Raw genomic sequence first — 25764 nt, 5'->3', positions numbered from 1 at the left:
TATGCTGTGCAGCGTTTCTTTCCCTATTCAGGAGCGCTTCCGTGACCACCAGCAATCGCATTCTTCTTGGCGTCAACATCGACCACGTCGCCACCCTGCGCCAGGCCCGGGGCACCCGTTACCCTGACCCGGTCAAGGCCGCGCTGGACGCCGAAGAAGCGGGCGCCGACGGCATCACCGTGCACCTGCGTGAAGACCGCCGCCACATCCAGGAGCGCGACGTGCTGGTGCTCAAGGACGTGCTGCAAACTCGCATGAACTTCGAGATGGGCGTCACCGAAGAAATGATGCAGTTCGCCGAGCGCATCCGCCCGGCGCACATCTGCCTGGTCCCGGAGACCCGTCAGGAACTGACCACCGAAGGCGGCCTCGACGTGGCGGGCCAGGAGGCAAGGATCAAGGCTGCGGTAGAGCGCTTGTCGAAGATCGGCAGTGAAGTGTCGCTGTTCATCGACGCCGACGAGCGCCAGATCGAAGCCTCGCGCCGTGTCGGTGCGCCGGCCATCGAACTGCACACCGGCCGTTACGCCGACGCTACTACACCGACCGAAGTCGCCGACGAACTGCAACGCATCATTGACGGTGTGAACTGCGGCCTCAAGGAAGGCCTGATCGTCAACGCCGGCCACGGTCTGCACTACCATAACGTCGAGGCCGTGGCCGCGATCAAGGGCATCAACGAGCTGAACATCGGCCACGCACTGGTGGCGCACGCGCTGTTCGTCGGTTTCAAAGGCGCGGTAGCCGAGATGAAAGCGCTGATCCTGGCCGCCGCCACGACTTAAGCCACAGCCTAAAGAACGCTGAATATCAAACGTGTGTGAGCGCCAGTGAATTCAGCCATGCGGCAATGCGGCAATGCGAAGCCTTACTGTTTAGCCGTTGCAGGTGTATCGTATCTGCCCTTTGCAGGCCCTGGGCTTGCGGCAGATACGTGAGGTTGTTGTGTCCCGATCCTTTTCCCGTCGACAAATCCTGGGTGGCCTTGCAGGCCTGGCCGTAGTGGGCGTGGGGGCCGGTGGCGCCTACCGCTACTGGCTGGGGAAAGTCGCCGAGGCTGAGGCTGGGCACGATTACGAACTGATCGCAGCACCCCTGGACGTGGAGTTGGTACCGGGCCACAAGACCGAAGCCTGGGCATTCGGCCCCTCTGCGCCGGGCACCGAGTTGCGCGTGCGCCAGGGTGAGTGGCTGCGGGTGCGCTTTATCAACCATCTGCCAGTCGCCACCACCATCCACTGGCATGGCATCCGCCTGCCGCTGGAAATGGACGGCGTGCCCTACGTCTCGCAATTGCCGGTACTGCCCGGTGAATACTTCGACTATAAATTCCGCGTGCCGGACGCGGGCAGCTACTGGTATCACCCCCATGTGAACAGCAGCGAAGAACTGGGCCGTGGCCTGGTCGGCCCGCTTATCATTGAAGAGCGCGAGCCTACCGGTTTCAAACACGAGCGCACCCTGAGCCTGAAAAACTGGCACGTGGACGAAGAGGGCGCTTTCGTGGCCTTCAGCATCCCCCGTGAAGCGGCGCGGGGCGGCACCGCCGGGCGTTTATCGACGATCAATGGCGTGTCCCAGGCGGTCATCGATCTGCCCGCCGGGCAGATCACCCGCGTGCGCCTGCTCAACCTCGACAACACCTTGACCTATCGCATCAATATTCCAGACGTCGACGCGCAGATCTACGCGCTGGACGGCAACCCTATCGAGCCACGCCCGCTGGGCAAGGAATATTGGCTGGGCCCCGGCATGCGCATCTGCCTGGCGATCAAGGCACCGCCTGCCGGTGAAGAACTGTCGATCCGCAACGGCCCGGTGCGCCTCGGTACGTTTCGTTCGGTGGCCAACTCCGATGCACCGAGTGAGTGGCCGCCCGCATTGCCCGCCAACCCGATCAGCGAACCGGACCTGGCCAATGCCGAGAAGCTCAACTTCAATTTCGAATGGGTTGGCAGCGTTTCAGTCGATGATGGCAAGCCACCAAGCCTGTGGCAGATCAACGGCAAGGCGTGGGACATCACAGACAAAACCTGTGCCGACCGCCCGATTGCCAAGCTGGAAAAGGGCAAGAGCTACATTTTCGAATTGAAGAACATGACCCAGTACCAGCATCCGATCCACCTGCATGGCATGAGCTTCAAGGTGATCGCCTCGAACCGCCACAAGGTGATTCCTTACTTCACCGACACCTACTTGTTGGGCAAAAACGAACGCGCCCGCGTGGCCTTGGTGGCGGATAACCCGGGGGTGTGGATGTTCCATTGCCATGTGATCGACCACATGGAAACCGGCCTGATGGCCGCCATCGAGGTGGCGTGATGCGTCAGTTTCGCCCAACGGCGATCATCGACCGCAGTCGCGACCAGGACTTCATGCGTGAAGCCCTGGCCCTTGCTGCCCAGGGCGCTGCACTCGGCGAAGTGCCTGTCGGCGCAGTGCTCGTACAAGACGGCGAGATCATCGGTCGTGGCTTCAATTGCCCGATCAGCGGCAATGATCCCAGCGCGCATGCTGAAATGGTCGCCATCCGCGCCGCCGCGCAAGCGATCAGCAACTACCGCCTGATCGGCAGCACCCTGTATGTCACGCTGGAGCCGTGCAGCATGTGCGCCGGCCTGATCGTGCATTCGCGCGTTGCGCGGGTGGTGTATGGCGCGCTGGAGCCCAAGGCGGGGATAGTGCAAAGCCAGGGGCAGTTTTTTACCCAGGGATTTCTGAATCACCGGGTGTTGTTTGAGGGGGGAGTGTTGGCTGGGGAGTGTGGGGCGGTGCTGAGTGAGTTCTTCAAGGCCCGGCGGGCCAAGCCCACACTCTAAAGAACACGGGTGAGCAAATGTGCAAGCGGGCTTGCTCGCGAATACGGTGTATCAGTCACACATGTACCGACTGACCCACTGCATTCGCGATCAAGCCCGCTCCCACATTTTCGATCTCAACTTGGCAGGCAGATTGACGGTTACTTCTTGGCGATGATCACTGCGCGCATCGGCGCCGGCAGCCCTTCGATGGTCTTGCTGTGATCCTCCGGATCAAGAAAATCACTCAGCGACTGAAACTTCATCCACTCGGTCCCGCGCTGTTCTTCAACCGTGGTCACGCTCACATCCACACAGCGCACATCGCTGAACCCTGCACGGCGCAGCCACAGCATCAACGCCGGCACCGACGGCAGGAACCATACGTTACGCATTTGCGCATAGCGGTCTTCCGGCACCAGCACTTGCTGCTGATCGCCTTCCACCACCAAGGTTTCCAGGACCAGTTCACCGCCTTTGACCAGCGTGTCTTTCAGCGCCAACAAATGGTCGATCGGCGAGCGGCGGTGATAGAACACGCCCATGGAAAACACCGTGTCGAACCCTTCCAGATTCGACGGCAAGTCTTCGAACGGGAACGGCAAGTGCCAGGCGTTGGGTTCGGACAGGTAACGCTGCACCGCCTGGAACTGGCAGAAGAACAACCAGTTCGGATCGACCCCAATCACGCTGTCCGCGCCGGCGCCGAGCATGCGCCACATGTAGTAGCCATTGCCGCAGCCGACGTCAAGGATGCGCTTGCCTTTCAGATCCAGGTGCGGCGCGACCCGCGACCACTTCCAGTCCGAACGCCATTCGGTATCGACATGCACGCCGAACAGGTGGAACGGGCCTTTGCGCCACGGGCTCAGGCCCATCAGCGCAGTGTGCATTTGCGCGCGGGTAGCGTCGTCGCAATCAGTGTCCAGGGTCAGGTCATTCAGCAAATCGACTTCGCTGGGCATCATTTTCGGTAAGGCATCCAACGCACTCTGCCAACGCTCCAGGTCGCCATGACCTTTCTCCATCTTGCTATCGAGTTGCGCTTGCAGGCCCTGGGCCCAAACGGCCAAAGGAGTGCCCACCAAGTGGCGGGCAAGGGGGGAGAGATCAATCATGGCAGGGCAATCAACGAGGCAAAGTTAAGACACTGGAACCACGGCACGACGTTCGAGAACCCCGCCGCCAGCAGGCGTTCGCGGTGTTCTTCGAGGCTGTCGGGCTTCATGACGTTTTCGATGGCGCTGCGCTTCTGGGCGATTTCCAGTTCGCTGTAGCCGTTGGCGCGTTTGAACGCGATATGCAGGTCGGTGAGTAGCGCGTGTTCTTCAAGGTCATTGAAGCGCAGCTTTTCCGAGAGGATCAGCGCACCGCCCGGCAGCAGCGACTGGCGGATACGCGAGAGTAAGGCCAGGCGTTCATCCGGTGCGACAAATTGCAGGGTGAAATTGAGTGCAACCACTGAGGCCGGTTGGAATTGCAGCGCGAGTATATCGCCCTCGATAACCTCGACTGGCAGCAACTCCTGGAACATCGAATCCTGGCCATTGAGGTACTCGCGGCAGCGCTCCACCATCGCCGCCGAGTTATCCACTGCAATCACCCGGCACCCGTCGGTGCGCACATGGCGGCGCAGAGCCTGGGTCACTGCGCCGAGGGAAGAGCCCAGGTCGTACAGCACGCTGCCCGGCTGGGCAAACTGCGCCGCGAGCACGCCGAGGTTCTCGACGATGGTCGGATAACCCGGCACCGAGCGCTTGATCATGTCCGGGAACACCCGCACCACGTCCTCGTTAAAGGCGAAGTCCGGCACCTGGGGCAGGGGCTGGGCGAATAGGCGATCGGGTTCTTTGCTCACGGTTGTTCCGGCGACGAAGGGGAAAGGCCGGCATTTTAGCCAAGTTAGCCTTCGTGCGCGCGAGTTGTCTGATAAACCGCGATGTAACAGGCAGTGGTGGCTTCACCACCCCTTCGGGTTGACCGGGAGGCGGTGGAGCGCTTTGTCACTGTTTGGAGAGTGGATTCGTGCGGATATCACAATCACCGACTACGCCAATAGTGTCTTTTGGCTGAAAAAGGTTTTTTGCAGTGAAGTTGAAGTGGCACCTGTAGCGGCCATTTTCACGTTCGAAATCAACGTTCACGCTACCGCTCTGAGTCAAATAGTGCGCGGGAGCAGATTTTCCACCGGCTATGAGTGCACAAATCTGCTCGCCCGGAAAAACATAGTCGCCGTTCTGTGTATTCGACAGCATCTCAATTTCGATGATGCGCAGGGGGCCGGGTGAATTTTCCTCGACGCCTACGATAGTGATCTGCTCATTCTCATTAGTCAGGTAGACCGCGCCTGCATTGAAACTCACGACACCGTTGACGGATGCGGTCAATGTTCCCGTTGCTTCCCCGTAAGCAGTACTGGTGGTCATGATCGAACCCTCTTGAACCACTCGCCCACCGGATTGTGTGCGATGTCGTGGAACGATAGAGGCAGGCACCCATCTGCGTAACTGTTAGAAATACCAGTTCTGCAGAGGTTATTAATCTAAATAGGCGGTGTTTTTTCAATAATGCCGCGTGGGGTGTTCAGTCCGTGGATTGAGGGCAAATGCAGCCGCAGTGATCCCCCACTGTCCCAGCCAGTAAGTACTGATCAGCACATACGGCGCCGCATCGAATGCCACCACAAACCGACTGATGCCGATCAGCGTGTCGGAAAACACAAACGACAGCGCGCCTGCTGCCGCCAGCAATGCCGAGTGTTTCGGCACGTCAGTGCCCAAGCGTGCCAGCGCACGCCAGAGCATCGCACTGATCACCAGCGCATAAACCACTACCGGCATCAGCAGGTCGCCAAGGCCGTGGGAGATCAGGATGCTCAGCAGAATCGCGCCCACGCCCAGCGCCAATGCCAACGGCAACAGGGCTAAGCGGCGGCAGTCGCTGAAGTAGGCTTTGAGGTAGGCCAGGTGCGCAAACAGAAATGCGCCCAGCCCAAAGATAAACAGATCGCCCGGCCAGGCGAGCAGCACATCGCCTATCAGGGAAAAGATCAAACCCAGGCTGATCCAGCGTCGATACTCGGTGGGCGGCGCATCATGCAGCCAGCCCAGCAGCGCCAGGACCGGCAGCGGCTTGACCAGCAGGCACAGCAACGTGGCATGGGTGGTCAGGCCGTAGATAAAAGTGCCGGCGCCCATCAACGCAAGAATCAGCCATGGCATATCAGTTCACCGTGATGGCGCAGTCGAACGTTTCGGCAGGTTCGGCTTCCGGCTCCCAGGGTTGCTGGGACGTCAGGCGCAAGCGCCCCTGGCCGGTCGCGAACGCCTGGAACCGCCAGGTCGACTGGCCGCCGCCACCGACCACGCCGGATTCCGAGCTGGTGTAGACCTCCGGGCTCAAGGCGCGCAACACACCGCCAGCGGAATCCTGGATGGCCCAGCGGTAACCCGTGGTGGGGTTGCTCGGCAGGGTGAGGATCAGGTTTTGTCCGGTTTTAAGCTGAAGTGGGCAGGCGCTCTGGTTGTCCACGCTGACGTTTTGCTTGGGGGCACTGGCGCAGGCGGCCAGCAGGGCAAGGCTCAAGGGGAGAAGCAGGCGAGCAGCGGTCATGAGGGCTCCGTTGATTGGCGACGAAGGGCGAGCATAACCGAAGATGGGACGAGGTGTGACTGGGTGGGATTTTGTAGTGACCGGGCCGGCCCTTTCGCGAGCAAGCCCGCTCTCACATTTCGACCGCATTCCAAAGGATTTACGCGGTCAACATGTGGGAGCGGGCTTGTTCGCGAAGAGGCCAGTTAAGGCGCTACATAACTATCAGAAGAGCACTTTAGCCACATCCGCAAACCGCTTGGCAAAGTGCACTGTCATCCCTTCCTTGAGGTACTCCGGCAACTCCTCAAAACTGCCCCGATTCGGCTCCGGCAGGATCAGCTCATGGATCTTCTGGCGCCGCGCCGCGATCACTTTCTCGCGCACCCCGCCAATCGGCAGGACATGCCCGGTCAACGTCAGCTCACCGGTCATGGCCACGCCTTTTTTCGGCGGCTGGTTACGTGCCAGCGACAACAGCGCACTGGCCATGGTCACCCCCGCACTCGGGCCGTCTTTTGGCGTGGCGCCTTCCGGCACGTGCAGGTGCACGAAAGCTTCGTCAAAGAATTTCGGATCACCGCCAAACGACTTCAGGTTCGAGCTGATGTAGCTGTAGGCAATTTCGGCGGACTCCTTCATCACTTCACCCAACTGCCCGGTGAGCTTGAAGCCGCGATTGAGCGTATGGATACGTGTCGCCTCAATCGGCAGCGTCGCGCCGCCCATGCTGGTCCACGCCAGGCCGGTGATCACACCGGTGCCGGACAGCACCTGCTCATTGCGGAACACCGGTACACCCAGTGAGCTTTCCAGGTCTTTGTTGCCAATCTTGATCACCAGGTCCGGCTTATCCAGCAGCTTGACCACGGCCTTGCGCACCAGTTTGCCCAGCTGTTTTTCCAGCTGGCGCACACCGGCTTCGCGGGCATAGCCGTCGATCAATGCGCGCAACGCGCCGTCGCTGATGGTCAGGGTGTTTTTCGACACGCCGGCTTTTTCCAGCTGCTTGGGCCACAGGTGGCGCTTGGCAATCGCGACTTTTTCTTCGGTGATATAGCCCGACAGGCGAATCACTTCCATACGGTCCAGCAGCGGGCCGGGGATGGAGTCCAGGGTATTGGCGGTGCACACGAACAGCACTTTGGACAGGTCCAGGCGCAGGTCCAGGTAGTGGTCGAGGAATTCGACGTTTTGCTCGGGGTCGAGGGTTTCCAACAGTGCCGACGCCGGGTCGCCCTGGAAGCTCTGGCCCATCTTGTCGATCTCGTCGAGCATGATCACCGGGTTCATCACTTCCACATCTTTGAGCGCCTGCACCAGCTTGCCGGGCATGGCGCCGATGTAGGTGCGGCGATGGCCCTTGATCTCGGCCTCGTCGCGCATGCCGCCGACGCTGAAGCGGTAGAAGGGCCGTCCCAGCGACTCGGCGATGGATTTACCGACGCTGGTCTTGCCCACGCCCGGCGGACCGACCAGCAGCACGATGGAACCGGCGACTTCGCCTTTATAGGCACCCACCGCGAGGAATTCGAGGATGCGACTCTTGATGTCATCCAGGCCTGCGTGGTGCTTGTCCAGCACCTTGCGCGCATGTTTCAGGTCGAGTTTATCCTCGCCAAACACGCCCCACGGCACCGAGGTGGCCCAGTCCAGGTAGTTGCGCGTCACCGCGTATTCCGGCGAGCCGGTTTCGAGGATCGACAGTTTGTTCAGTTCTTCATCGATGCGTTTTTTCGCCTGGGCCGGCAGTACTTTGCTTTCCAGGCGTTGCTCGAATTGCTCGACATCCGCACTGCGGTCGTCCTTGGTCAAGCCCAGCTCCTGCTGGATGACCTTGAGCTGTTCCTTGAGGAAGAACTCGCGCTGATGCTCGCCGATCTTGCGGTTCACTTCAGCGGAGAGTTCTTTTTGCAGGCGCGCAACTTCGACTTCTTTGCGCAGCATCGGCAGCACTTTTTCCATGCGCTTGAGCATGGGCACGCAGTCCAGCACTTCCTGCAATTCGTTACCGGTGGCCGAGGTCAACGCGGCGGCGAAGTCGGTGAGCGGCGACGGGTCGTTGGGGCTGAAGCGGTTGAGGTAGTTCTTCAGCTCTTCGCTGTACAGCGGGTTGAGCGGTAGCAGTTCCTTGATCGCATTGATCAGCGCCATGCCGTAGGCCTTGACCTCGTCGGTCGGCTCCGAGGGCTGGTGCGGGTATTCGACTTCCACCAGGTACGGTGGGCGGTGGTGCTTGAGCCAGGTCTTGATGCGCACGCGGGTCAGGCCCTGGGCCACGAATTGCAGCTTGCCGTTTTCGCGGCTGGCGTGGTGCACCTTCACCAGCGTGCCGTACAGCGGCAGGCTGGAGGTATCGAAGTGGCGCGGGTCGTCCGGCGGGGTGTCCATGAAGAACAGGGCCAGGGAGTGGTGGTCGGATTTGCTCACCAGTTCCAGGGTCTCGGCCCACGGCTCTTCATTGACGATCACCGGCAGCACTTGCGCCGGGAAGAAGGGCCGGTTGTGGATCGGGATGATGTAGACCTTGTCCGGCAGGTTTTGCCCGGGTAGGGCCAGGCCGGTGTTGGAGGACGCTTCGTGCTCGGCGTTTTCGGGATCTGCGTAGTCGTTGAGGTCGTAATCAGGGAATTCTTGCTGGTCGCTCATGGGGCACCTGCATCAGGAAGTATGGTGCTTAGATGGGGCGGGGGGGCAGTGGTTTCAATGGCAGCGGCGAGATCGCAACATATTGCATGAAATTCTCGACAGCGCCGCCGCTCCCACCTCTATTCGCAACTGTGTGCGGTCAGCTGATTTTGTGCAGGTAGGCGGGCAGCGGTTGTTCTGGCAGGACTGAGAGCACTTTCAGCCGTTGCAACATGCGCTGGCGTGCTCGCTGAAGATGCTCACGCAGATTCAGCGCCGCCGCATCCACCGCGCCATGCAATAAGAGCTCAAGAATCAACCGATGTTCGGCCAACATCGCTGGATCGGCGCCGATCCCCAGCAACCGATAAAAAATCCGGCTGATGATCATCGGGCTCTGGCCCTGGCGGATCAGTGCAGCGATCTTGCGATTCTGCAGGCCGGCCAGGCAGTGCTGGTGCAAGTCTTCCTCGATCTGTTCGATGGCCTCAAGGCTGCAGTGAGGGCTGTCTTGGGCAGCCAGTACGCGTTGCAACATGGCTTCAAGCAGCTGGCGATCAAGGTGCGGTGCGCTCTGGCGCAAGGCTTCGGGTTCCAGGCAGGCGCGCAGTTCGTAGTCTTCGGTGACTTCCCGCGCCGTCAAAGGCCCCGCCAACCATTGGGAATAGGGTTCCTTTTCCACCAGGCCGCGATCGCGCAGGCGCATCAGTGCTTCACGCACCACTGCACGGCTGACGCCATAGTGGTCGGCGGCGGCTTGCTCATCCAGGCGGTAATGGCCGAAGGCAATGCAGGTGGACAGCGCCGCGCCGATTTCCTCGACGATACGTTCACCCAACGGCCGCGTATCCACCAGATCATCCTTACCATCAAGACCCAAATGTGTATGGCTCAAGGGCAGGCGTAGCGGCTCCATCGCCAGGCCTTCGGGGTTGATCAGGTAACCCCGGCCATTGAAGCGGCAGATCAGGCCTTCGGCGTGCAGCAGGTCCAAGGCCTTGCGCACCGGTACACGGCTGGTACCGAACAGTTCGGCCAACGGCGCTTCCAGCAAAACCAGGCCGTGGCGAGCGGTGCCGTTGACGATCGCGTCACGCAACACTTGGTGAATCATCGCGTAACGAGAGGCCGAAGCGGACACTGCTTTCATCGATTTCTCTAAAGGGGGGAGGACGGTGGCCGGGGATTCTCTCATAAGTTGCACCTGTCACTCTGGGCCACGTCGATGGCACTTTTTTGGGGCCCGAAAACTGGGAATGTTACCTTTCTGCACCAAAATGTACTTATTAATAAAAGATACATTATTTCGTTGGCGGCATTGCACATCCCTCAGTCACGGTTTTTTCCTGCCCATCAAAACCATCTATCCCGTTGCTCTCAGCGAAAAAACCTGACAGCGCAAAACCACCTCACAAGAGACTGGCACGAAAGCTGCCTTTGTAAAATGTACATTTTATTAATATGTACGTTTTTGAGGGTCATCTTGATGTCAGACGCCACTTCAATGGCCGAGGATTTTGCCTGCGGTCGCAGCGATCCGGTGCAAGCCCTCGAACAGGCACTCGAAAAAGCAAGCCAGGTGCCGTCGGTATTTATCAGCCTGACCACCGAGCGTGCCCGCCGTGAAGCCGAAGCCGCCGCTGCCCGTTGGCGCGCCGGCCAGCCCTTGAGCGTGTTCGATGGCGTGCCGTTGGCCTGGAAAGACCTGTTCGATGTGGCCGGCAGCACCACCACTGCTGGCGCCGCCTATCGCCGCAATGCGCCTGCCGCTTTGCTCGACGCGCCGACCGTGGGCCTGTTGTGTCGCGCCGGGATGGTCAGTGTGGGCAAGACCAACCTCAGCGAATTGGCCTACTCAGGCTTGGGTCTGAACCCGCATTTCGGCACGCCGCACAACCCCCATGGCACTGACCAACCACGCATCCCTGGCGGTTCGTCGTCCGGTTCTGCAGTGGCCGTTGCGGCCGGGATCGTTCCCATCGCCATGGGCACCGACACCGCCGGGTCGATCCGCATCCCGTCGGCGTTCAACGGCCTGGTCGGTTATCGCAGCAGCAGCCGACGCTACAGCCGCGATGGCGTATTTCCCCTTGCCCATACCCTCGACAGCCTCGGCCCGCTGACCCGCAGTGTGCGCGACGCCTTGGCCATCGACGATTTGCTGCATGGGCGCACCCAAACCCACCATGCCCGCAGCCTCAAGGGCCAACGCTTCGTATTGGCGCAACAGGATGTCGAGCCTGCTGTGCGCAACAACCTGCTGCGTGCAGTCGAGCAACTCAAGGCCCAAGGTGCGCTGATCGAAGAGCGCGAATGCCCGACCTTCCAGGCCACTCTGGACCTGATCAACCACCACGGCTGGCTCGGCTCGTTCGAGGCCTTCGCCTTGCACCAAGGGTTGCTCGACAGCCGCGACGCCGAACAACTCGACCCTCGCGTACGCCGCCGCCTCGAAGCCGCACGTTCGCTGCCAGCCAGCCAACTGATCCACCTGACCGACGCGCGCAGCCGCCTGCAACAGCAACTGATCGATGACCTCGACGGCGCCATTCTCATCACCCCAACCGTTGCCCACGTGGCGCCCGCATTGGCACCGCTGGAAGCCGACGACGACCTGTTCGTGAAAACCAACCTTGCCACCCTGCGCCTGACCATGCCCGGCAGTTTGCTCGACATGCCCGGCGTGACCCTGCCCAGCGGCTGCGATGCCCAGGGCCTGCCCACCGGGCTGCTGCTCAGCGCACCGGCGGGAGAAGACGCACGCCTGCTGCGCGCGGCGTTGTCCGTCGAAACCGTACTTAACGTTTAAGGAGATTCATCATGGCTAAAGACATTCTCTGTGCATTTGGCGTCGACGTTGACGCCGTCGCCGGTTGGCTCGGTTCCTATGGCGGTGAAGACTCGCCGGACGACATTTCCCGCGGCTTGTTTGCCGGTGAGATCGGTGCGCCGCGCCTGCTCAAATTGTTCGAACGTTACGGCCTGCGCACCACGTGGTTCATTCCCGGCCACTCGATGGAAACCTTCCCCGAGCAGATGAAGGCGGTGGCCGACGCCGGTCACGAAATCGGCGTGCACGGCTACAGCCACGAAAACCCCATCGCGATGACCGCGGAGCAGGAGGAAATCGTCCTCGATAAATCCATCGAGCTGATCACCCAAGTGACTGGCAAACGCCCGACGGGCTACGTTGCGCCATGGTGGGAATTCAGCAAAGTCACCAACGAACTGCTGCTGAAAAAAGGCATCAAGTACGACCACAGCCTGATGCACAACGACTTCCATCCCTACTACGTGCGCAAGGGCGACAGCTGGACCAAGATCGACTACAGCCAGCACCCCGACACCTGGATGAAACCCTTGGTACGCGGTGAAGAAACCGACCTGGTGGAGATCCCGGCCAACTGGTACCTGGACGACCTGCCGCCGATGATGTTCATCAAAAAGGCCCCCAACAGCCACGGCTTCGTCAACCCGCGTCACCTCGAAGAAATGTGGCGCGACCAGTTCGACTGGGTCTACCGCGAGCACGAACACGCCGTGTTCACCATGACCATCCATCCCGATGTCTCCGGCCGTCCGCAAGTGCTGTTGATGCTTGAGCGGCTGATCGAACACATCCAGAGCCATGCCGGCGTGCGCTTCGTCACCTTTGACGAAATCGCCGACGACTTTATCCGCCGCCAACCGCGTACCTGACACCCACCCTTGCTCACCCCCTGAGGCGCGATTATGTCCATCTATAACAAGCTTGACCTGACTGGCTGGAAACCCCGGCAACTGACGTCCAAGGAAGTACGTTTCGCCACCTGGATCGCGTTTTTCGCCTGGGTGTTCGCGGTGTATGACTTCATCCTGTTCGGCACTTTGCTGCCGGAGATTGGCCGGCATTTTGGCTGGGGTGAAGTGGAGCAAGCTGAAATCGCGACGTGGGTGGCGGTGGGCACGGCGGTGGTCGCCTTTGCCATCGGCCCCGTCGTCGATAAGTTGGGGCGGCGCAAAGGTATTATTTTCACCGTGGCGGGTTCCGCGCTCTGCTCGGCACTGACTGCAATCGGCGGCGCGTGGGGCAAGTCGCCGCTGATTCTGATCCGGTCGCTGGGCGGGCTGGGCTATGCCGAGGAAACCGTCAACGCGACTTATCTGAGCGAGCTGTATGGCGCCTCGCAAGACCCGCAGTTGACCAAACGTCGCGGCTTTATCTACAGCCTGGTGCAGGGCGGCTGGCCGGTCGGTGCGTTGATCGCCGCTGGGTTGACCGCGTTGCTGTTGCCGATCATTGGCTGGCAGGGCTGCTTCATCTTTGCCGCGATCCCAGCGGTGGTGATTGCGATCATGGCGCGCAAGCTCAAGGAGAGTCCGCAGTTCCAGATCCATGAACGCATCAGCCAGCTGCGTAAAAGCGGCGCGGTGACTGAAGCACAAAATGTCGCCGAGACCTACGGCGTGGACTATGACGAACACAGCAAGGCCGGTCTCAAAGCCGCCTTCCGTGGTCCGGCGCGGCGCGCCACCCTGGTGATCGGCGCTGCGCTGTTGCTTAACTGGGCAGCTATCCAAGTGTTCAGCGTGCTCGGGACATCGGTGATCGTCAGCGTGCACCACATCTCGTTCGAGAACTCGCTGATCATCCTTGTGCTGTCGAACCTGGTGGGCTATTGCGGCTACCTCAGCCACGGCTGGATGGGCGACAAGATCGGCCGTCGCAACGTGATCGGCCTGGGCTGGATGCTCGGCGGGCTGGCGTTCGCCGGGATGCTGTTTGGTCCGAGCAATATGCCGATGGTGGTCGGGCTTTACAGCCTGGGCCTGTTCTTCCTGATCGGGCCGTACTCGGCGGCGCTGTTCTTTATCAGCGAGAGTTTCCCTACCAGCATCCGCGCCACCGGCGGCGCGATCATCCATGCCATGGGCCCGATCGGGGCAGTGGTCGCAGGTTTTGGTGCGACCCAGGTGTTGTCCGCCGGCAGCGACTGGCAGACCGCCGCGCTGTGGTTTGGCGCATTGCCGTGCTTCCTGTCCGGCGTCCTGATGTTTGCCGCGCGCCATGTGCGCCCGGAAACCGTTCAGTAAGGAGTGAGTGATGAGCCGTAAAGTTGCCTTGATTACCGGTGCCGCCAGCGGCATCGGCCAAGCCCTCGCCGTGGCCTATGCCCGCCACGGTGTGGCGGTAGTGGGCGGGTACTACCCGGCTGATCCGCATGACCCGCAGACCACCCTAAGCCTGGTGCAACAAGCCGGCGGCGAGTGCCTCATGCTGCCGTTGGACGTGGGCGATACCGCCTCGGTCGACGCACTGGCCGCGCAAGCCATACAGCATTTCGGGCGGCTGGATTATGCGGTGGCCAATGCGGGCCTGTTGCGCCGCGCGCCGTTGCTCGAGATGACCGATGCGTTGTGGAACGAGATGCTCAATGTCGACCTCACAGGGGTGATGCGCACCTTCCGCGCGGCGACCCGGCATATGCACGAAGGCGGCGCGCTGGTCGCGATTTCGTCGATTGCCGGTGGCGTGTATGGCTGGCAGGAACACAGCCATTACGCGGCGGCCAAGGCCGGTGTGCCGGGGTTGTGCCGGTCCTTGGCGGTGGAATTGGCGCCGCTGGGCATTCGTTGTAATGCGGTGATTCCAGGGTTGATTGAAACGCCGCAGTCGCTGGACGCAAAGAACTCGCTGGGACCGGAAGGTTTGGCCAAGGCGGCGCGCGCGATTCCGCTGGGGCGGGTAGGGCGGGCGGATGAAGTGGCGTCGTTGGTGCAGTTTTTGACCAGTGAAGCGTCGAGCTACCTGACCGGGCAGAGCATCGTCATCGACGGCGGCCTGACCGTACGCTGGCCTGACTGAATGTGCTGGATCTAAATGTGGGAGCGAGCAAGCCCACATTGGATCTGTGTTTGCTTTAGGAGATTTGACATGCCCCAACTGACTAACCGCCGCGCCGTCATCACCGGTGCCGGCAGCGGCATCGGCGCCGCCATCGCCCGCGCTTACGCCGCCGAAGGCGCGCGCCTGGTGCTGGCCGACCGCAACGCCGCCAGCCTCGCCGAAACCGCGATCACCTGCCGCAACCTTGGCGCCGAGGTGTTCGAATGCCTGGCCGACGTCGGCACCGTCGGAGGCGCCCAGGCCAGTGTCGACCGTTGCGTCGAACAGTTCGGCGGTATCGATATCCTGGTCAACAATGCCGGCATGCTCACCCAGGCGCGCTGTGTCGACCTGACCATCGACATGTGGAACGACATGCTGCGCGTCGACCTCACCAGTGTGTTTATCGCCAGCCAGCGCGCCTTGCCGTACATGCTCGAGCAGCGTTGGGGCCGGATCATCAACGTCGCCTCGCAACTGGGCATCAAGGGCGGCGCCGAACTGACTCACTACGCCGCCGCCAAGGCTGGGGTGATCGGCTTTACCAAGTCCCTGGCGCTGGAAGTGGCCAAGGACAACGTGCTGGTCAACGCCATCGCACCGGGCCCGATTGAAACGCCGTTGGTGGGCGGTATCAGTGAGCAATGGAAACGCGCCAAGGCCAAGGAGTTGCCGCTGGGCCGTTTCGGCCTGGCCGATGAAGTGGCGCCGGTGGCGGTGCTGCTGGCCAGCGAGCCCGGCGGCAACTTGTTCGTTGGCCAGACACTGGGCCCGAACTCCGGCGATGTCATGCCATGAAAGAGGTGTAGCCATGTGCGGACTCTGCGGACTGCTTGGCGAAGACCTGCACTGGAGCGATCCCCTGGGCGATGAGTTACCCCGGCGCCGTGAACGCTTGCGCCGGATCGCGGCGATCAACCAGGTGCTGGCGGTGTTCCGGCTCAAGGTCGAAGACTTCCAGGGCGCGTCGTATCTGCTGCTCGGCGCCACTGGCAAGCAGGCGCTGGCCAGCGGTCTGGATCAACTGTGGCAAGCCGCCGAAAACATGCTCGGCCGGCCGCTGGATCCCCTCGATCCGCGTTTGTTGGACCACTTGGAGTCAGCCCCATGAGCATCGCCCTCAACGTCATCACCGGCTTTCTCGGCAGCGGTAAAACCACCTTGCTCAAGCGTCTGCTGCAGGGTGAAAGCCTGGGCGACACCGCGTTGCTGATCAACGAATTCGGTGATGTCGGCATCGACCATCTGCTGGTGGAAGAGGTGGCGCCGGACACGGTGCTGCTGCCCAGCGGCTGCGTGTGTTGCTCGATCCGTGGCGAGTTGAAAGACGCGCTGCTCGGCCTGCTGCAACGCCGCGAGCGTGGTGAAATCCCCGCCTTCAAACGGGTAATCCTCGAAACCACCGGCCTGGCCGACCCGGCGCCGATCCTGGCCACCTTGAACAACGACGTGCAACTGCGCGGGCGTTTTCATATTGGCTTGGTGATCACCCTGGTGGACGCCAGCCATGCTGTCCTGCAAGAACGCCTGCACCCGGAATGGCTGGCCCAGGTGGCGGCGGCGGATCGTTTGCTGCTGAGCAAGACTGATCTGGCGGGTGACTGCGCTGCGCTGCGCGCACATCTGCAAGCGCTCAATACCGGCACGCCGATTCTCAATACCCACGACATCCATAGCGGCGACCAACTGCTGCTGGGCGAAGGCCTGCGCAGTGCCGAGCCCGCCATGGAAGTCAGCCGCTGGCAGCTGCATCACACCACCACGGCCACCCACGGCGCCGCGCAAGTCTGCAGCCTGACCTTCGACCAGCCTCTTGATTGGGTGGGTTTCGGGGTATGGTTGTCGATGCTGTTAAGATGCCACGGCGAACGAATTCTCCGCGTCAAAGGGCTGCTCAACGTGAACGCCAGTAACGCCCCTATCGTCATTCATGGCGTGCAGCATTGCCTGCATGCGCCGGTGCATTTGCCTGCATGGCCGGGCAGCGACCGCCAATCACGCCTGGTGTTTATCCTGCGTGGCCTCGAGCCTGCGCTGCTAAAGCGTTCGTTTGAAGCGTTCTCGCGGCGGCTCGCTGCATGATCACACTCCGCGTTCTCGGCACGTCGGTCACCCTGCTTGAATGCCTGCGCGTACGCGCCGAAGAGGAGCTGGGCATTCGCCTTGTCTACCAAGTGCACGACGTCGAACAGGCGCAACGCATCGCGGTGATGCAACCCGACAGCTACGACCTGTATGACCAGTGGTTCCACAACGTCGACTTCGTGTGGCCGGCCCGGGCGATCCAGCCTATCGACACCCGACGCATCGCGCTGTGGCACGAGATCAATGACCTGCCCAAGCGCGGGCGCCTGTCGCCCGATGACCGCCTGGGCAGCGGCAGCGTGCCCAGCGAGCGGCTGTTCGTGCAGCACGACGGCAGCCTCGGCAGCACGGTCACCGAGCGCATCAGCATGTTGCCCCTGACCCACAACGCCGACAGTTTCGCCTACCGCCCAGAGCGCTTGCCCGAAGGTTTTTGCCACGGCAACGAAAGCTGGGGCTGGCTGCTCAACCCCGCGTGGCGTGCGCGCACCGCCTTGCAAAGCGACGCCGCCATCGGCGCCCTGGATGCCGCGCTGGCGGTGCAGGGCGCGGGGCTGGCGCAGTTCAAGGACATTGGCAATATGAGCATCGAAGAGATCGATGTACTCGCCGATATCCTCGTGCGTAAACAGAAGGAGGGGCATTTCGCGGCCTTCTGGTCGGACGACGAAGAGGCCGCGCAACTGATGCTCAGCCCGAGCATCGACATCCAGAGCCTGTGGTCGCCGACCCTGATGCGCCTGCATCGTGCCGGAGTGAAATACCGCCTGGCGGTGCCGCGCGAAGGTTATCGCGCCTGGTTTGGTGGTTTGTCATTGTCGCAGCATGCCAAGGGACCGGTGCTGGATGCCGCCTATGCGTATCTGAATTGGTGGTTGTCCGGTTGGCCGGGGGCGGTAATGGCGCGTCAGGGTTACTACATCGGTAACCCGGCGCGCGCGCGTGATCACTTGAGCAGTGCGGAATGGGATTATTGGTACGCTGGAAAGCCCGCACGCGAGCAATTGCTGGGCAGTGATGGGTTGCCGTTGATCGAGATCGGAGAAGTGCGCGATGGAGGGGCTTATGAGGCGCGCATGGGGCATATTGCGGTATGGAATTCGGTGATGGACGAACACAATTATCTCGTGCGCCGATGGGGCGATTTCATGCGGGCTCGGGCTGTTTGACCGGGCTCACCCGTTTGAAGCGGCCGGCCTAACGTCGATCTCCCGTATCAGGCATATATCACGCGCTCTGGATCGGTGCATACCCTGGTCAACCCTCTGTCGCCAATAAAATGCCACCAAAATCCTAGCTTTTATTGGGTGCACGTACCCCAAGTCCCAGCTAATCTCCTGAATCCTAATATTCAATAAAAATGGATATCTTTTTGACGCCAGGTTAGCTCTCGCAGGGAATGCACATGACAAAGGGACGCGGTGGCAGAGAGAGGCGAGCGCTGCCAGAGGGCACTGCAATGAGGTGGCGCCATACGTTCCAAACCCGCATCGCCGGAGTGCTGGCGCTGTTGCTGTTGGTCGTGGTCGCCGCTACTTACTTCGCCGTGAAGACCGCCACCAACCGCGCCGTGGAGAACCAGGCGCAAGTCCAACTGCAAACCGGCAGCCAGGTGTTTGAACGCCTGCTCGACCTGCGCGGGCATCGCCTGCAGTACGGGCTGGGCTGGCTGACCGTCGATATTCCCTTCAAAAAGGCCGTGGCCGAAGGCAAGGCGGCACCGATTCTCGCCGCGCTGCGTCGCCACGGCACGGGCATTCGCTCCAGCGAAGTGTTCGTACTGGGCCTGGATGGCAAGGTCATGGTCAGTACCTTGCCGATATTGACCCGCGGCGAGTTATTCCCCTATGACGACGCCCTGCGCCGTGCGCGGCGCACGGGGTTGCAGATGCTGATTGTGGCCATGGATGGGCGGCCGTATTTGCTGGTGCAGGATGAAGTGCTCGACCCGCTGCCCATCGCGCGCATCGTCATGGGCTTTCCCATGGACAAACTGTTCGCCAATGAATTGCGCGCCATGAGCAACCTGGAAGTGTCGTTCCTCAGCGTGCAGAACGGCGCGCCCGGCCCGTTGTTCAGCACTCAGCCGGATGTTCACCAAGCCGCCATCCTCAGCCTGTTACGTGACGAGCCCGTCGACCCCGAGCCAAGAATCCATGTGTTCTACGGCCTACGTGTGCTCAGCCAGGTGTTGCCGCTGGACAACACCGGCGATGGCGATGAAGTGCGGGTGCTGCTGCAAAGCCGGCTGGACCACGCGCTGGAATCCTTTGCGCCGCTGGATCGGCAGTTCCTTGGGATCGCCCTGGCGGTGCTGCTGGTGTCGTTGGCCGGTGCGTTGTTTATGGCACGCAGGGTGTCACGCCCGCTCAATGCCCTGGTGCAAGCGGCCGACCGGATTGGTGCCGGTGACTACCGCACGCCGGTGCGGGTGCGCAGCCATGATGAATTCGGCCTGTTGGCCCGGGCCTTCAACGCCATGCAAAGCGGCATCGCCGTGCGCGAGCGGCAATTGGCGCACAACGCACTGCACGACCCGCTGACCGGCCTGCCCAATCGCGCCTTGGCCATGGAGCGCCTGGGCAGTGCGATCAGTGCGGGGCGGCCAGTGGTGTTGCTGTACCTGGGGATCGAAAATTATCGGGTGATCAATGAAGATTTCGGCCCACAGGGCGTGGAAGAAATGCTGCGCGAGGCCAGCCGCTGCCTGTCCATGAGCCTGTTGGCCAGCGATACGGCGGCGCGCATCACCGGCAGTGAGTTCTTGCTGTTGCTGGAAAATACCGAAGTCGACCGCGCTGTAGCCCGCGCCGATCGTCTATACGCACTGCTCACCGAGCCCCATCGCATCGGCAATGACGAACTGCGCCACGAAGTGAGCATCGGCATCGCCGCCTACCCTGCCGACGGCCAGCAGGTGGACGAGTTGATCAGCCGCGCCGCGATCGCCCGGCATGACGCCGCGAGCCTGCCGGGGCATCTGCAGACCTACCAGCAGGACCGCGACCTGGCCCACCAACGCCAGATCACCCTGATCCGCGACTTGCGGCGTGCGGCCCTTGAGGGGGAATTATTCCTTTGCTACCAGCCCAAACTCGATCTCAAGCACGGCCATGTGCGCCAGGCCGAAGCCTTGTTGCGCTGGCAGCACCCGACGTTGGGCCAGGTGTCTCCCGCCGAGTTCATCCCCCTGGCCGAGCGCACTGGCAGTATTCGCAACCTGACCTTGTGGGTGATCGAGGAAGCCATCCGCCAGATCGCCGAGTGGGCACAACGCGGCATGCTGATCCAGCTGTCAGTGAATATCTCAGTGGACGACCTGGCCGATGATGACCTGGCGATTCGCGTTACCGCCCTGCTGATGCAGTACCGCGTGGCGGCCCAACAACTGATCTTCGAAATCACCGAAAGCGCGATCATGCACAACCCGCAACAGGCCCTCAGCGTGCTGGAGCAACTGCGCGGCTGCGGCATCAGCCTGTCGGTGGATGACTTTGGTACCGGCTATTCGTCCCTCGCGCAATTGCAGCGCCTGCCGGTGCAAGAGTTGAAGATTGACCAGTCATTTGTGCGCAACCTCAGCAGTACCAGCGGCGACGCGGTGATCGTGCGCTCCACTATCGAGATGAGTCACAACCTGGGGCTCAAAGTGGTGGCCGAAGGGGTCGAGTTCGAGCCTAGCCTGAAGCTGCTCAAACAGTGGAAGTGCGACACTGCCCAGGGCTATTTGATCAGTCGGCCGTTGAATGCGATGGCGTTTGAGAGGTGGATGCGTCGGGAGCGAGCGCCGCTCTAAAGACCGGTACTCCCACGTTTTGATCTTCGTCCTACATTAAAAAGGCGGCTACCTGTGAGGGTAGCCGCCTTTTTCTTACCGCCAGTTTCGCTTAATCCGGCAGTTTAAACGCCATCACATAATCACCCTGCTTGGTACCCAGGGAACCGTGACCGCCCGCCATGACCAGCACGTACTGCTTGCCGTCCTTGCCGGTGTAGGTCATCGGCGTGGTTTGCGCACCTGCTGGCAGGCGGCCTTCCCACAGTTGCTTGCCGTTTTTCACGTCATAGGCACGCAGGTACTGGTCGAGGGTGCCGCTGAGGAAGGACACGCCACCAGCGGTGGTGAATGTGCCGCCCAGGCTAGGCACGCCCAGGGTCAGTGGGATCGGAACCGGCGAGCTGTCACGCACGGTGCCGTTTTTGTGCATCCAGATGGTTTTGTGGGTGGTCAGGTCGACCGCCGCCACGTAACCCCAGGCTGGCGCCTGGCACGGCAGGCCCATTGGCGACAGCATGGCTTCGAGGATCACACCGTACGGCGCGCCTTTGTTCGGCTGCACGCCTTCGGTTTCACTGACGCGTGGGCCTTGCTTGGCGATGTCGGCCCTCGGGATCAGCTTCGATTTGAACGCCATGTAGCTTGGGTTCACGAAGGCGATCTGACGCACGGGGTCGACGGAAATGCCACCCCAGTCGAACACGCCGAAGTTACCCGGATAAACGATCGAACCTTGCAGCGATGGCGGGGTGAACGGGCCGTCGTAGCGCAGGGATTTGAAGTCGATGCGGCACAGCATCTGGTCGAACGGCGTCACGCCCCACATGTCACGCTCTTTGAGCGGCGGTGGCATGAAGTTCAGGTCCGACTTCGGTTGGGTAGGGGAGGTGCGGTCGCCCGCCACTGCGCCTTGCGGTACCGCCACTTCGTGGATCGGCACGACCGGTTGGCCGGTAGCGCGGTCCAGTACATAGATGCTGCCTTGTTTGGTCGACGCCATCACTGCCTGCTTCACGCCGGCTTCGGTCTTGATGTCGATCAGCGAAGGCTGGCCGCCCACGTCCATGTCCCACAGGTCGTGGTGAGTGAACTGGAAGGTCCACTTCACGTGGCCAGTGTCGATGTCCAGCGCAGTGAGGCCAGCAGCGTATTTTTCGGACTCGTCGGTACGGTCGCCGCCGTACTGGTCGGGCATCTGGTTGCCCATCGGCAGGTAGAGCATGCCGAGCTTTTCATCCACGGCGAACATGGACCACATGTTCGGCGAATTGCGGGTGTAGGTCTTGCCTTCGGCCAACGGGGTGGTGTCTTCCGGGTTGCCGCTGTCCCAGTTCCACACCAGCTTGCCGGTGTGCACATCGAACGCGCGGATCACGCCGCTCGGCTCGTCGATGGAAACGTTGTCGGTCACGTGACCGCCGATCACGACCAGGTTCTTGGTCACGGCCGGTGGCGACGTGGAGTAGTAACCGCCTGGGGCGAAGCTGCCGATATTGGCACGCAGGTCGACCTGACCTTTGTCACCGAAGTCTTCGCACATCTTGCCGGTGTCGGCGTTCAGGGCGATCAGACGGGTGTCGGCGGTCGGTACGAAAATGCGTTTCGGGCAGGCATTCGGCGCGGCAGCCGGGCTGGCGGTGCCGGTCGGGCTCTGCGACGAAGCGTAGACGGCATCATCGTGATACGACACGCCACGGCAGGTCATGTGCGCCCAACCCTTGAAGTTCTCAGCACCCTGGGTGGTGATCTTCGGGTCGAAGCGCCAGATTTCCTTGCCGGTGTCTGGGTCCAGGGCAATCACTTGGCTGTGCGGTGTGCACACGTAGAGCATGCCGTTGACTTTCAGCGGGGTGTTTTCTGCGGTGGTTTCACCCGGGTCGCCTGCGCCAGGGATGTCACCGGTGCGGAAGGTCCAGGCCGGCACCAGTTTGTGGGCGTTTTCCGGGGTGATCTGCGCCAGCGGCGAGTAGCGATCGCCAAAGGCCGAACGGCCGTAGGAGTTCCAGTCGCCATCGGCCTGGGCCGGTGCAGCGTTGGCCATGCCCGGTACCGCGTCGCGGTCCAGCTGGCCTTTGATTTCACCGGGGTTGGTGAATTGGCTGGCAATGGCGGCAGCACCGGCCAGCACCACGGCCACGCTCAGCGCGCCAGTGCCCAGCGGAGCAGGCTGGCCACGCAGCAACGGACGGCGAAACCACGGGAGCAGCATGATGAGACCCAGCGCGAACAGCAGCGCCAGGCGTGGCACCAATTGCCACCAGTCCAGGCCGACTTCCCACAGGGCCCACACGGTACTGGCGAACAGCACCAGTGCGTATAGACCCAGCGCGGCGCGGCGAGTAGCCAGCAGCAGAACGCCGGTCAGGGCGATGCCGATACCGGCCAGCAGGTAATACAGCGACCCGCCGAGCATCGTCAGCTTGATACCCCCGGCCAGCAAGGCCAGGCCCATGATCAGCAGCAAGACGCCTAGCAGCCTGGGCAGCAGGCGACTTGGGCTTGAGGCACCGTCAGTGCTCATAATTGTGTTTCTCCGTTGCATTGGAATTATGTATCCCGTGTTTCTTCACTGTAGATGACGATTCGACACGGGCTTGGTTCAGCGTTAATTCAGTTTTCTGGGAATAAGCACGGTTATCCACAGGCGGGCGATTTATTCCCACGCGCAGGTCCGTGTAAGACAGCGCTGTCTTGATGGGCGGTATGAATCGGCAAGATGGGTTCGACCGGGAGGTGAAACGTTTCAGATTATTGCGGGCAAGGATAAAGGGAGTGCGCGTCGAGAGAAAGCGCAAATCGCAAGATGCATTATTTCAAATTGGGTAACAGTGACTAAATGTCGCTGCAAAACCATTGGGCAGGGCGGGATATTTGTAGTGAGCGAGCTTGCCTCGCGCGGGGCAAGCCCGCTCATTACAAATAGTGTTTGTACTTATTAGAAGGTGGTGCGAACGCCGAACTGCACGCTTCTGCCCGGCGCGGGTGCGATATCCCGCAGGATCGAGCTGGCGTAGCGCACGGTTTGGTTTGTCAGGTTTTCACCGTTCACAAACGCCAGCCATTGGCTGCCACCGAGATTGAAGCGATAGCCCGCGCTCGCCCCCAAGGTCGTATAGCCATCGGTGCCATTCTCGTTATCCGGCACGCGGCCTTGTCCGGCGGCATGTTCAACATCGATGCGTGCCTGCCAGCGGTCCAGCTCCCACAATAAGCCGCTGTTCAAGCGCAGCGGCGCAATACGCGGCAAGGCTTCACCGGTATCCAGGTTGTTCGCGCGGGTGTAGTCGCCCGACAGTTCCAGGGCGAACTTACCGTAGGCACTTTCGCCAAGTTTCCAGTGATCCTGGGCTTCGAAGCCGGCAAACCGTGCGCGCACGCCGGCGTATTTGTACTCAGGAATACCGCCCGCGTCTTCTTCACCCTCATCGTTCAGTGTGCGACCGCTGCCCAGCAGGCCGATGTAGTTGGAGAAACGGCTGTAGAACACACCAAAGCTGCCTTTGTGGGTGCCATTGTCAAAGCGCAGGGCCAGGTCGCTGGACACGGCTTTTTCTTTCTTCAGGTCGGCATCGCCCAGCTCGTAGGTGCCGGTGGCGACGTGGGCACCGTTGGCGTACAGCTCGTAAAAGGTCGGCGCGCGTTCGGTATAGCCCAGGGTCGCGGCCAGGGACCAGATTGGCGTGAGGGTGTAGACCGCCCCGGAGGACAGGCTACCAGCGGTGAAATCATTGGATTTGTCTGCACCGGCGAAGCGCGCGTTGCCTTTGGCATCCGGGTCGACGCTGGTGTGTTCCAGGCGCCCGCCGAGGCTGAGTTTCAGGCGCTCGGTGGCCTGCATTTCTTCGAGGATAAACAGCGCGCCGGCGTTGGTGTCGGTCTGCGGCACGAAGGCTTCTTCACCGAGGGCCGAGAACTCGTTGCGGGTCACTTGTGCGCCAACCACGCCGTCGAACGGGCCGATGGGCTGGTGACGGGCTTCGACGCGCGCTTCATACCCCTTGTTCTTGAAGATCGTGCCGGTTTCGCCGCCTTCGATTTCACGGTGTTCGTAATCGGTGTAGCCCGCGTCAAGTTTTACCGAGGTAAACGGGCCTTGCAGGTTGCGGATCTCCGACGCGAACGCGTAGTGGTCCTGCTGCATGCGGATACGTACGTCCTGCTCGGCTGGGGAGCCATAGTTGGCGTCGTAGTTGCTGTAGGACAGCCCGGCATAACCGTCATCCCAGGTGTAGGAACCTCCCACCGCGCCGCCGTCCTGGCGGCCGTCGCTGTTGCCCAGGCGGCCGCTTTTGCCGGGTGCATCATCGGTTTCCGGGGCATGGCGGCTGCGCGCCTGGCCAGGGATTTTCAGGTCATTGAATTCCCGCGCATTGGCGTCCAGGTGCAAGGCAAAGGCGCCGTTACCGGCTTCCAGCCTGCCAGCGCTGCTGCGCGTGGTGTCGGCGCCGCCGTAGCGCAATTCACCGGCACCGTGGATGCCTTCGATGGCCTCGGTGGGGATACGGTTGTCGAACGTGTTGACCACGCCGCCGATGGCGCTGCCGCCGTACAACAACGCCGCCGGGCCGCGCACGATTTCAATGCGATCGACGTTAACCGGGTCCAGCGGCACCGCGTGGTCGTAGGACAGCGAAGAGGCATCCAGCGCACCCACACCATTGCGCAGGATGCGGATACGGTCGCCATCCTGGCCACGGATGATTGGCCGGCTCGCGCCCGGGCCGAAGTAAGAAGACGATACGCCCGGCTGTTTGTTCAGGGTTTCACCGAGGCTGCCTTTTTGTTGCAGGGTCAGCTCATCGCCCTCCAGCACGGTGGTCGGCGAAGCAAGCTGTTCGCTGCCCAGCGGGTTACCGGTAATGACTTGGGGTTGCAGCTCCAGGGCGTGGGCTTCGGAGCAGATCAACAGGGCGGCGGCGAGTGGGGTCAAGCGCCACAGAGAAGAGAGGGGCATCGGACATTCCTTGGAAAAACGACGAAAAGATTTGAGATTTATAGTTACAATATAACATCTCCTT

General features: G+C 61.5%; 21 protein-coding genes. 12 read left to right on the top strand and 9 right to left on the bottom strand.

Annotated elements, in window-relative coordinates; genetic code table 11:
- The first annotated feature begins 41 nt into the window (after window positions 1-41).
- The 3 genes from pdxJ (at window position 42) to tadA (ending at window position 2819) form a co-directional block, all read left to right on the top strand.
- The gene (gene pdxJ / locus AACY30_RS04935; protein WP_339468625.1) at window positions 42-785 is read left to right on the top strand and encodes a pyridoxine 5'-phosphate synthase; all 744 of its coding nucleotides are present in this window, start codon (window positions 42-44) and stop codon (window positions 783-785) included.
- A gap of 160 nt (window positions 786-945) precedes the next feature.
- Window positions 946-2322 (top strand): multicopper oxidase family protein, encoded by a 1377-nt coding sequence (locus tag AACY30_RS04930; RefSeq protein ID WP_339493626.1) that lies wholly within the window; start codon window positions 946-948, stop codon window positions 2320-2322.
- Window positions 2322-2819, top strand: a complete 498-nt coding sequence (gene tadA / locus AACY30_RS04925) for a tRNA adenosine(34) deaminase TadA (protein ID WP_339468627.1) — start codon at window positions 2322-2324, stop codon at window positions 2817-2819. Before AACY30_RS04930 ends, tadA begins: the two co-directional genes overlap by 1 nt.
- Before the next feature lie 140 nt (window positions 2820-2959).
- Here the strand turns inward: tadA and cmoB are convergent, their stop codons facing one another.
- The 7 genes from cmoB to AACY30_RS04890 all read right to left on the bottom strand — a co-directional run bounded on the left by cmoB (window position 2960) and on the right by AACY30_RS04890 (window position 10167).
- Window positions 2960-3916, bottom strand: a complete 957-nt coding sequence (cmoB, locus tag AACY30_RS04920) for a tRNA 5-methoxyuridine(34)/uridine 5-oxyacetic acid(34) synthase CmoB (protein ID WP_339539933.1) — start codon at window positions 3914-3916, stop codon at window positions 2960-2962.
- Window positions 3913-4656: a carboxy-S-adenosyl-L-methionine synthase CmoA gene (gene cmoA, locus AACY30_RS04915; RefSeq protein ID WP_339539931.1), complete on the bottom strand. Its 744-nt coding sequence runs from the start codon at window positions 4654-4656 to the stop codon at window positions 3913-3915. Before cmoA ends, cmoB begins: the two co-directional genes overlap by 4 nt.
- Before the next feature lie 145 nt (window positions 4657-4801).
- On the bottom strand, window positions 4802-5224 hold the full coding sequence (locus tag AACY30_RS04910; protein ID WP_339468631.1) for a hypothetical protein: 423 nt from the start codon (window positions 5222-5224) through the stop codon (window positions 4802-4804).
- A 135-nt stretch (window positions 5225-5359) separates the two neighbouring features.
- Window positions 5360-6019, bottom strand: coding sequence for a lysoplasmalogenase (locus tag AACY30_RS04905; protein ID WP_339539930.1), 660 nt, complete (start codon window positions 6017-6019; stop codon window positions 5360-5362).
- A 1-nt stretch (window position 6020) separates the two neighbouring features.
- Window positions 6021-6410 carry a protease inhibitor I42 family protein gene (locus AACY30_RS04900; protein ID WP_339437914.1) on the bottom strand — a complete coding sequence of 130 codons (390 nt, stop codon included), beginning with the start codon at window positions 6408-6410 and terminating at the stop codon, window positions 6021-6023.
- A gap of 204 nt (window positions 6411-6614) precedes the next feature.
- Complete coding sequence (gene lon / locus AACY30_RS04895) at window positions 6615-9038, bottom strand: endopeptidase La (RefSeq protein ID WP_339435848.1); 2424 nt, start codon at window positions 9036-9038, stop codon at window positions 6615-6617.
- Window positions 9039-9177: 139 nt separating this feature from the next.
- A complete protein-coding gene (locus AACY30_RS04890; RefSeq protein ID WP_339435849.1) occupies window positions 9178-10167 on the bottom strand; it encodes a GntR family transcriptional regulator in 990 nt (329 codons plus the stop codon).
- Window positions 10168-10503: 336 nt separating this feature from the next.
- Between AACY30_RS04890 and AACY30_RS04885 the strand changes: the two genes are divergently transcribed.
- The 9 genes from AACY30_RS04885 (at window position 10504) to AACY30_RS04845 (ending at window position 20764) form a co-directional block, all read left to right on the top strand.
- Window positions 10504-11826, top strand: a complete 1323-nt coding sequence (locus tag AACY30_RS04885) for an amidase (protein ID WP_339437916.1) — start codon at window positions 10504-10506, stop codon at window positions 11824-11826.
- An 11-nt stretch (window positions 11827-11837) separates the two neighbouring features.
- Complete coding sequence (locus tag AACY30_RS04880) at window positions 11838-12716, top strand: polysaccharide deacetylase family protein (RefSeq protein ID WP_003234086.1); 879 nt, start codon at window positions 11838-11840, stop codon at window positions 12714-12716.
- A gap of 33 nt (window positions 12717-12749) precedes the next feature.
- Window positions 12750-14090 carry an MFS transporter gene (locus AACY30_RS04875; RefSeq protein ID WP_339468635.1) on the top strand — a complete coding sequence of 447 codons (1341 nt, stop codon included), beginning with the start codon at window positions 12750-12752 and terminating at the stop codon, window positions 14088-14090.
- 10 nt (window positions 14091-14100) lie between these two features.
- Complete coding sequence (locus AACY30_RS04870; RefSeq protein WP_339427122.1) at window positions 14101-14862, top strand: SDR family NAD(P)-dependent oxidoreductase; 762 nt, start codon at window positions 14101-14103, stop codon at window positions 14860-14862.
- A 69-nt stretch (window positions 14863-14931) separates the two neighbouring features.
- Window positions 14932-15681: an SDR family NAD(P)-dependent oxidoreductase gene (locus tag AACY30_RS04865; protein WP_339437920.1), complete on the top strand. Its 750-nt coding sequence runs from the start codon at window positions 14932-14934 to the stop codon at window positions 15679-15681.
- A gap of 13 nt (window positions 15682-15694) precedes the next feature.
- A complete protein-coding gene (locus tag AACY30_RS04860; protein WP_339417776.1) occupies window positions 15695-15994 on the top strand; it encodes a hypothetical protein in 300 nt (99 codons plus the stop codon).
- Entirely contained in the window at window positions 15991-16965 is a 975-nt protein-coding gene (locus AACY30_RS04855) for a CobW family GTP-binding protein (RefSeq protein ID WP_339468638.1), read from the top strand. Before AACY30_RS04860 ends, AACY30_RS04855 begins: the two co-directional genes overlap by 4 nt.
- Complete coding sequence (locus AACY30_RS04850) at window positions 16962-18137, top strand: ABC transporter substrate-binding protein (protein WP_339417779.1); 1176 nt, start codon at window positions 16962-16964, stop codon at window positions 18135-18137. Before AACY30_RS04855 ends, AACY30_RS04850 begins: the two co-directional genes overlap by 4 nt.
- A 290-nt stretch (window positions 18138-18427) precedes the next feature.
- Window positions 18428-20764: a putative bifunctional diguanylate cyclase/phosphodiesterase gene (locus AACY30_RS04845; protein WP_339468640.1), complete on the top strand. Its 2337-nt coding sequence runs from the start codon at window positions 18428-18430 to the stop codon at window positions 20762-20764.
- 91 nt (window positions 20765-20855) lie between these two features.
- Here AACY30_RS04845 and AACY30_RS04840 read toward each other — a convergent pair whose 3' ends face one another.
- Together AACY30_RS04840 and AACY30_RS04835 are read right to left on the bottom strand one after the other, a co-directional pair.
- Window positions 20856-23267, bottom strand: coding sequence for a glucose/quinate/shikimate family membrane-bound PQQ-dependent dehydrogenase (locus AACY30_RS04840; RefSeq protein WP_339468642.1), 2412 nt, complete (start codon window positions 23265-23267; stop codon window positions 20856-20858).
- A 414-nt stretch (window positions 23268-23681) separates the two neighbouring features.
- Window positions 23682-25700, bottom strand: a complete 2019-nt coding sequence (locus AACY30_RS04835; protein ID WP_339539929.1) for a TonB-dependent receptor — start codon at window positions 25698-25700, stop codon at window positions 23682-23684.
- Window positions 25701-25764: the final 64 nt, after the last annotated feature.

The sequence above is a fragment of the Pseudomonas sp. RA_5y_Pfl1_P24 genome (genome assembly GCF_963970945.1).
In the GTDB taxonomy this organism is placed as follows: domain Bacteria; phylum Pseudomonadota; class Gammaproteobacteria; order Pseudomonadales; family Pseudomonadaceae; genus Aquipseudomonas; species Aquipseudomonas tritici.
This window is presented reverse-complemented; position numbering and strand designations above follow the sequence as displayed.

What these genes read in the sequence shown, in the direction of transcription:
- AACY30_RS04845 (WP_339468640.1), top strand. Translation starts at nt 18,428, where the DNA reads ATGAGGTGGCGCCATACGTTCCAAACCCGCATCGCCGGAGTGCTGGCG.
- AACY30_RS04890 (WP_339435849.1), bottom strand. Translation starts at nt 10,167, where the DNA reads ATGAAAGCAGTGTCCGCTTCGGCCTCTCGTTACGCGATGATTCACCAA.
- lon (WP_339435848.1), bottom strand. Translation starts at nt 9,038, where the DNA reads ATGAGCGACCAGCAAGAATTCCCTGATTACGACCTCAACGACTACGCA.
- AACY30_RS04885 (WP_339437916.1), top strand. Translation starts at nt 10,504, where the DNA reads ATGTCAGACGCCACTTCAATGGCCGAGGATTTTGCCTGCGGTCGCAGC.
- AACY30_RS04855 (WP_339468638.1), top strand. Translation starts at nt 15,991, where the DNA reads ATGAGCATCGCCCTCAACGTCATCACCGGCTTTCTCGGCAGCGGTAAA.
- AACY30_RS04880 (WP_003234086.1), top strand. Translation starts at nt 11,838, where the DNA reads ATGGCTAAAGACATTCTCTGTGCATTTGGCGTCGACGTTGACGCCGTC.
- AACY30_RS04910 (WP_339468631.1), bottom strand. Translation starts at nt 5,224, where the DNA reads ATGACCACCAGTACTGCTTACGGGGAAGCAACGGGAACATTGACCGCA.
- AACY30_RS04860 (WP_339417776.1), top strand. Translation starts at nt 15,695, where the DNA reads ATGTGCGGACTCTGCGGACTGCTTGGCGAAGACCTGCACTGGAGCGAT.
- cmoB (WP_339539933.1), bottom strand. Translation starts at nt 3,916, where the DNA reads ATGATTGATCTCTCCCCCCTTGCCCGCCACTTGGTGGGCACTCCTTTG.
- AACY30_RS04905 (WP_339539930.1), bottom strand. Translation starts at nt 6,019, where the DNA reads ATGCCATGGCTGATTCTTGCGTTGATGGGCGCCGGCACTTTTATCTAC.
- AACY30_RS04900 (WP_339437914.1), bottom strand. Translation starts at nt 6,410, where the DNA reads ATGACCGCTGCTCGCCTGCTTCTCCCCTTGAGCCTTGCCCTGCTGGCC.
- AACY30_RS04865 (WP_339437920.1), top strand. Translation starts at nt 14,932, where the DNA reads ATGCCCCAACTGACTAACCGCCGCGCCGTCATCACCGGTGCCGGCAGC.
- AACY30_RS04870 (WP_339427122.1), top strand. Translation starts at nt 14,101, where the DNA reads ATGAGCCGTAAAGTTGCCTTGATTACCGGTGCCGCCAGCGGCATCGGC.
- AACY30_RS04835 (WP_339539929.1), bottom strand. Translation starts at nt 25,700, where the DNA reads ATGCCCCTCTCTTCTCTGTGGCGCTTGACCCCACTCGCCGCCGCCCTG.
- tadA (WP_339468627.1), top strand. Translation starts at nt 2,322, where the DNA reads ATGCGTCAGTTTCGCCCAACGGCGATCATCGACCGCAGTCGCGACCAG.
- AACY30_RS04875 (WP_339468635.1), top strand. Translation starts at nt 12,750, where the DNA reads ATGTCCATCTATAACAAGCTTGACCTGACTGGCTGGAAACCCCGGCAA.
- AACY30_RS04850 (WP_339417779.1), top strand. Translation starts at nt 16,962, where the DNA reads ATGATCACACTCCGCGTTCTCGGCACGTCGGTCACCCTGCTTGAATGC.
- AACY30_RS04840 (WP_339468642.1), bottom strand. Translation starts at nt 23,267, where the DNA reads ATGAGCACTGACGGTGCCTCAAGCCCAAGTCGCCTGCTGCCCAGGCTG.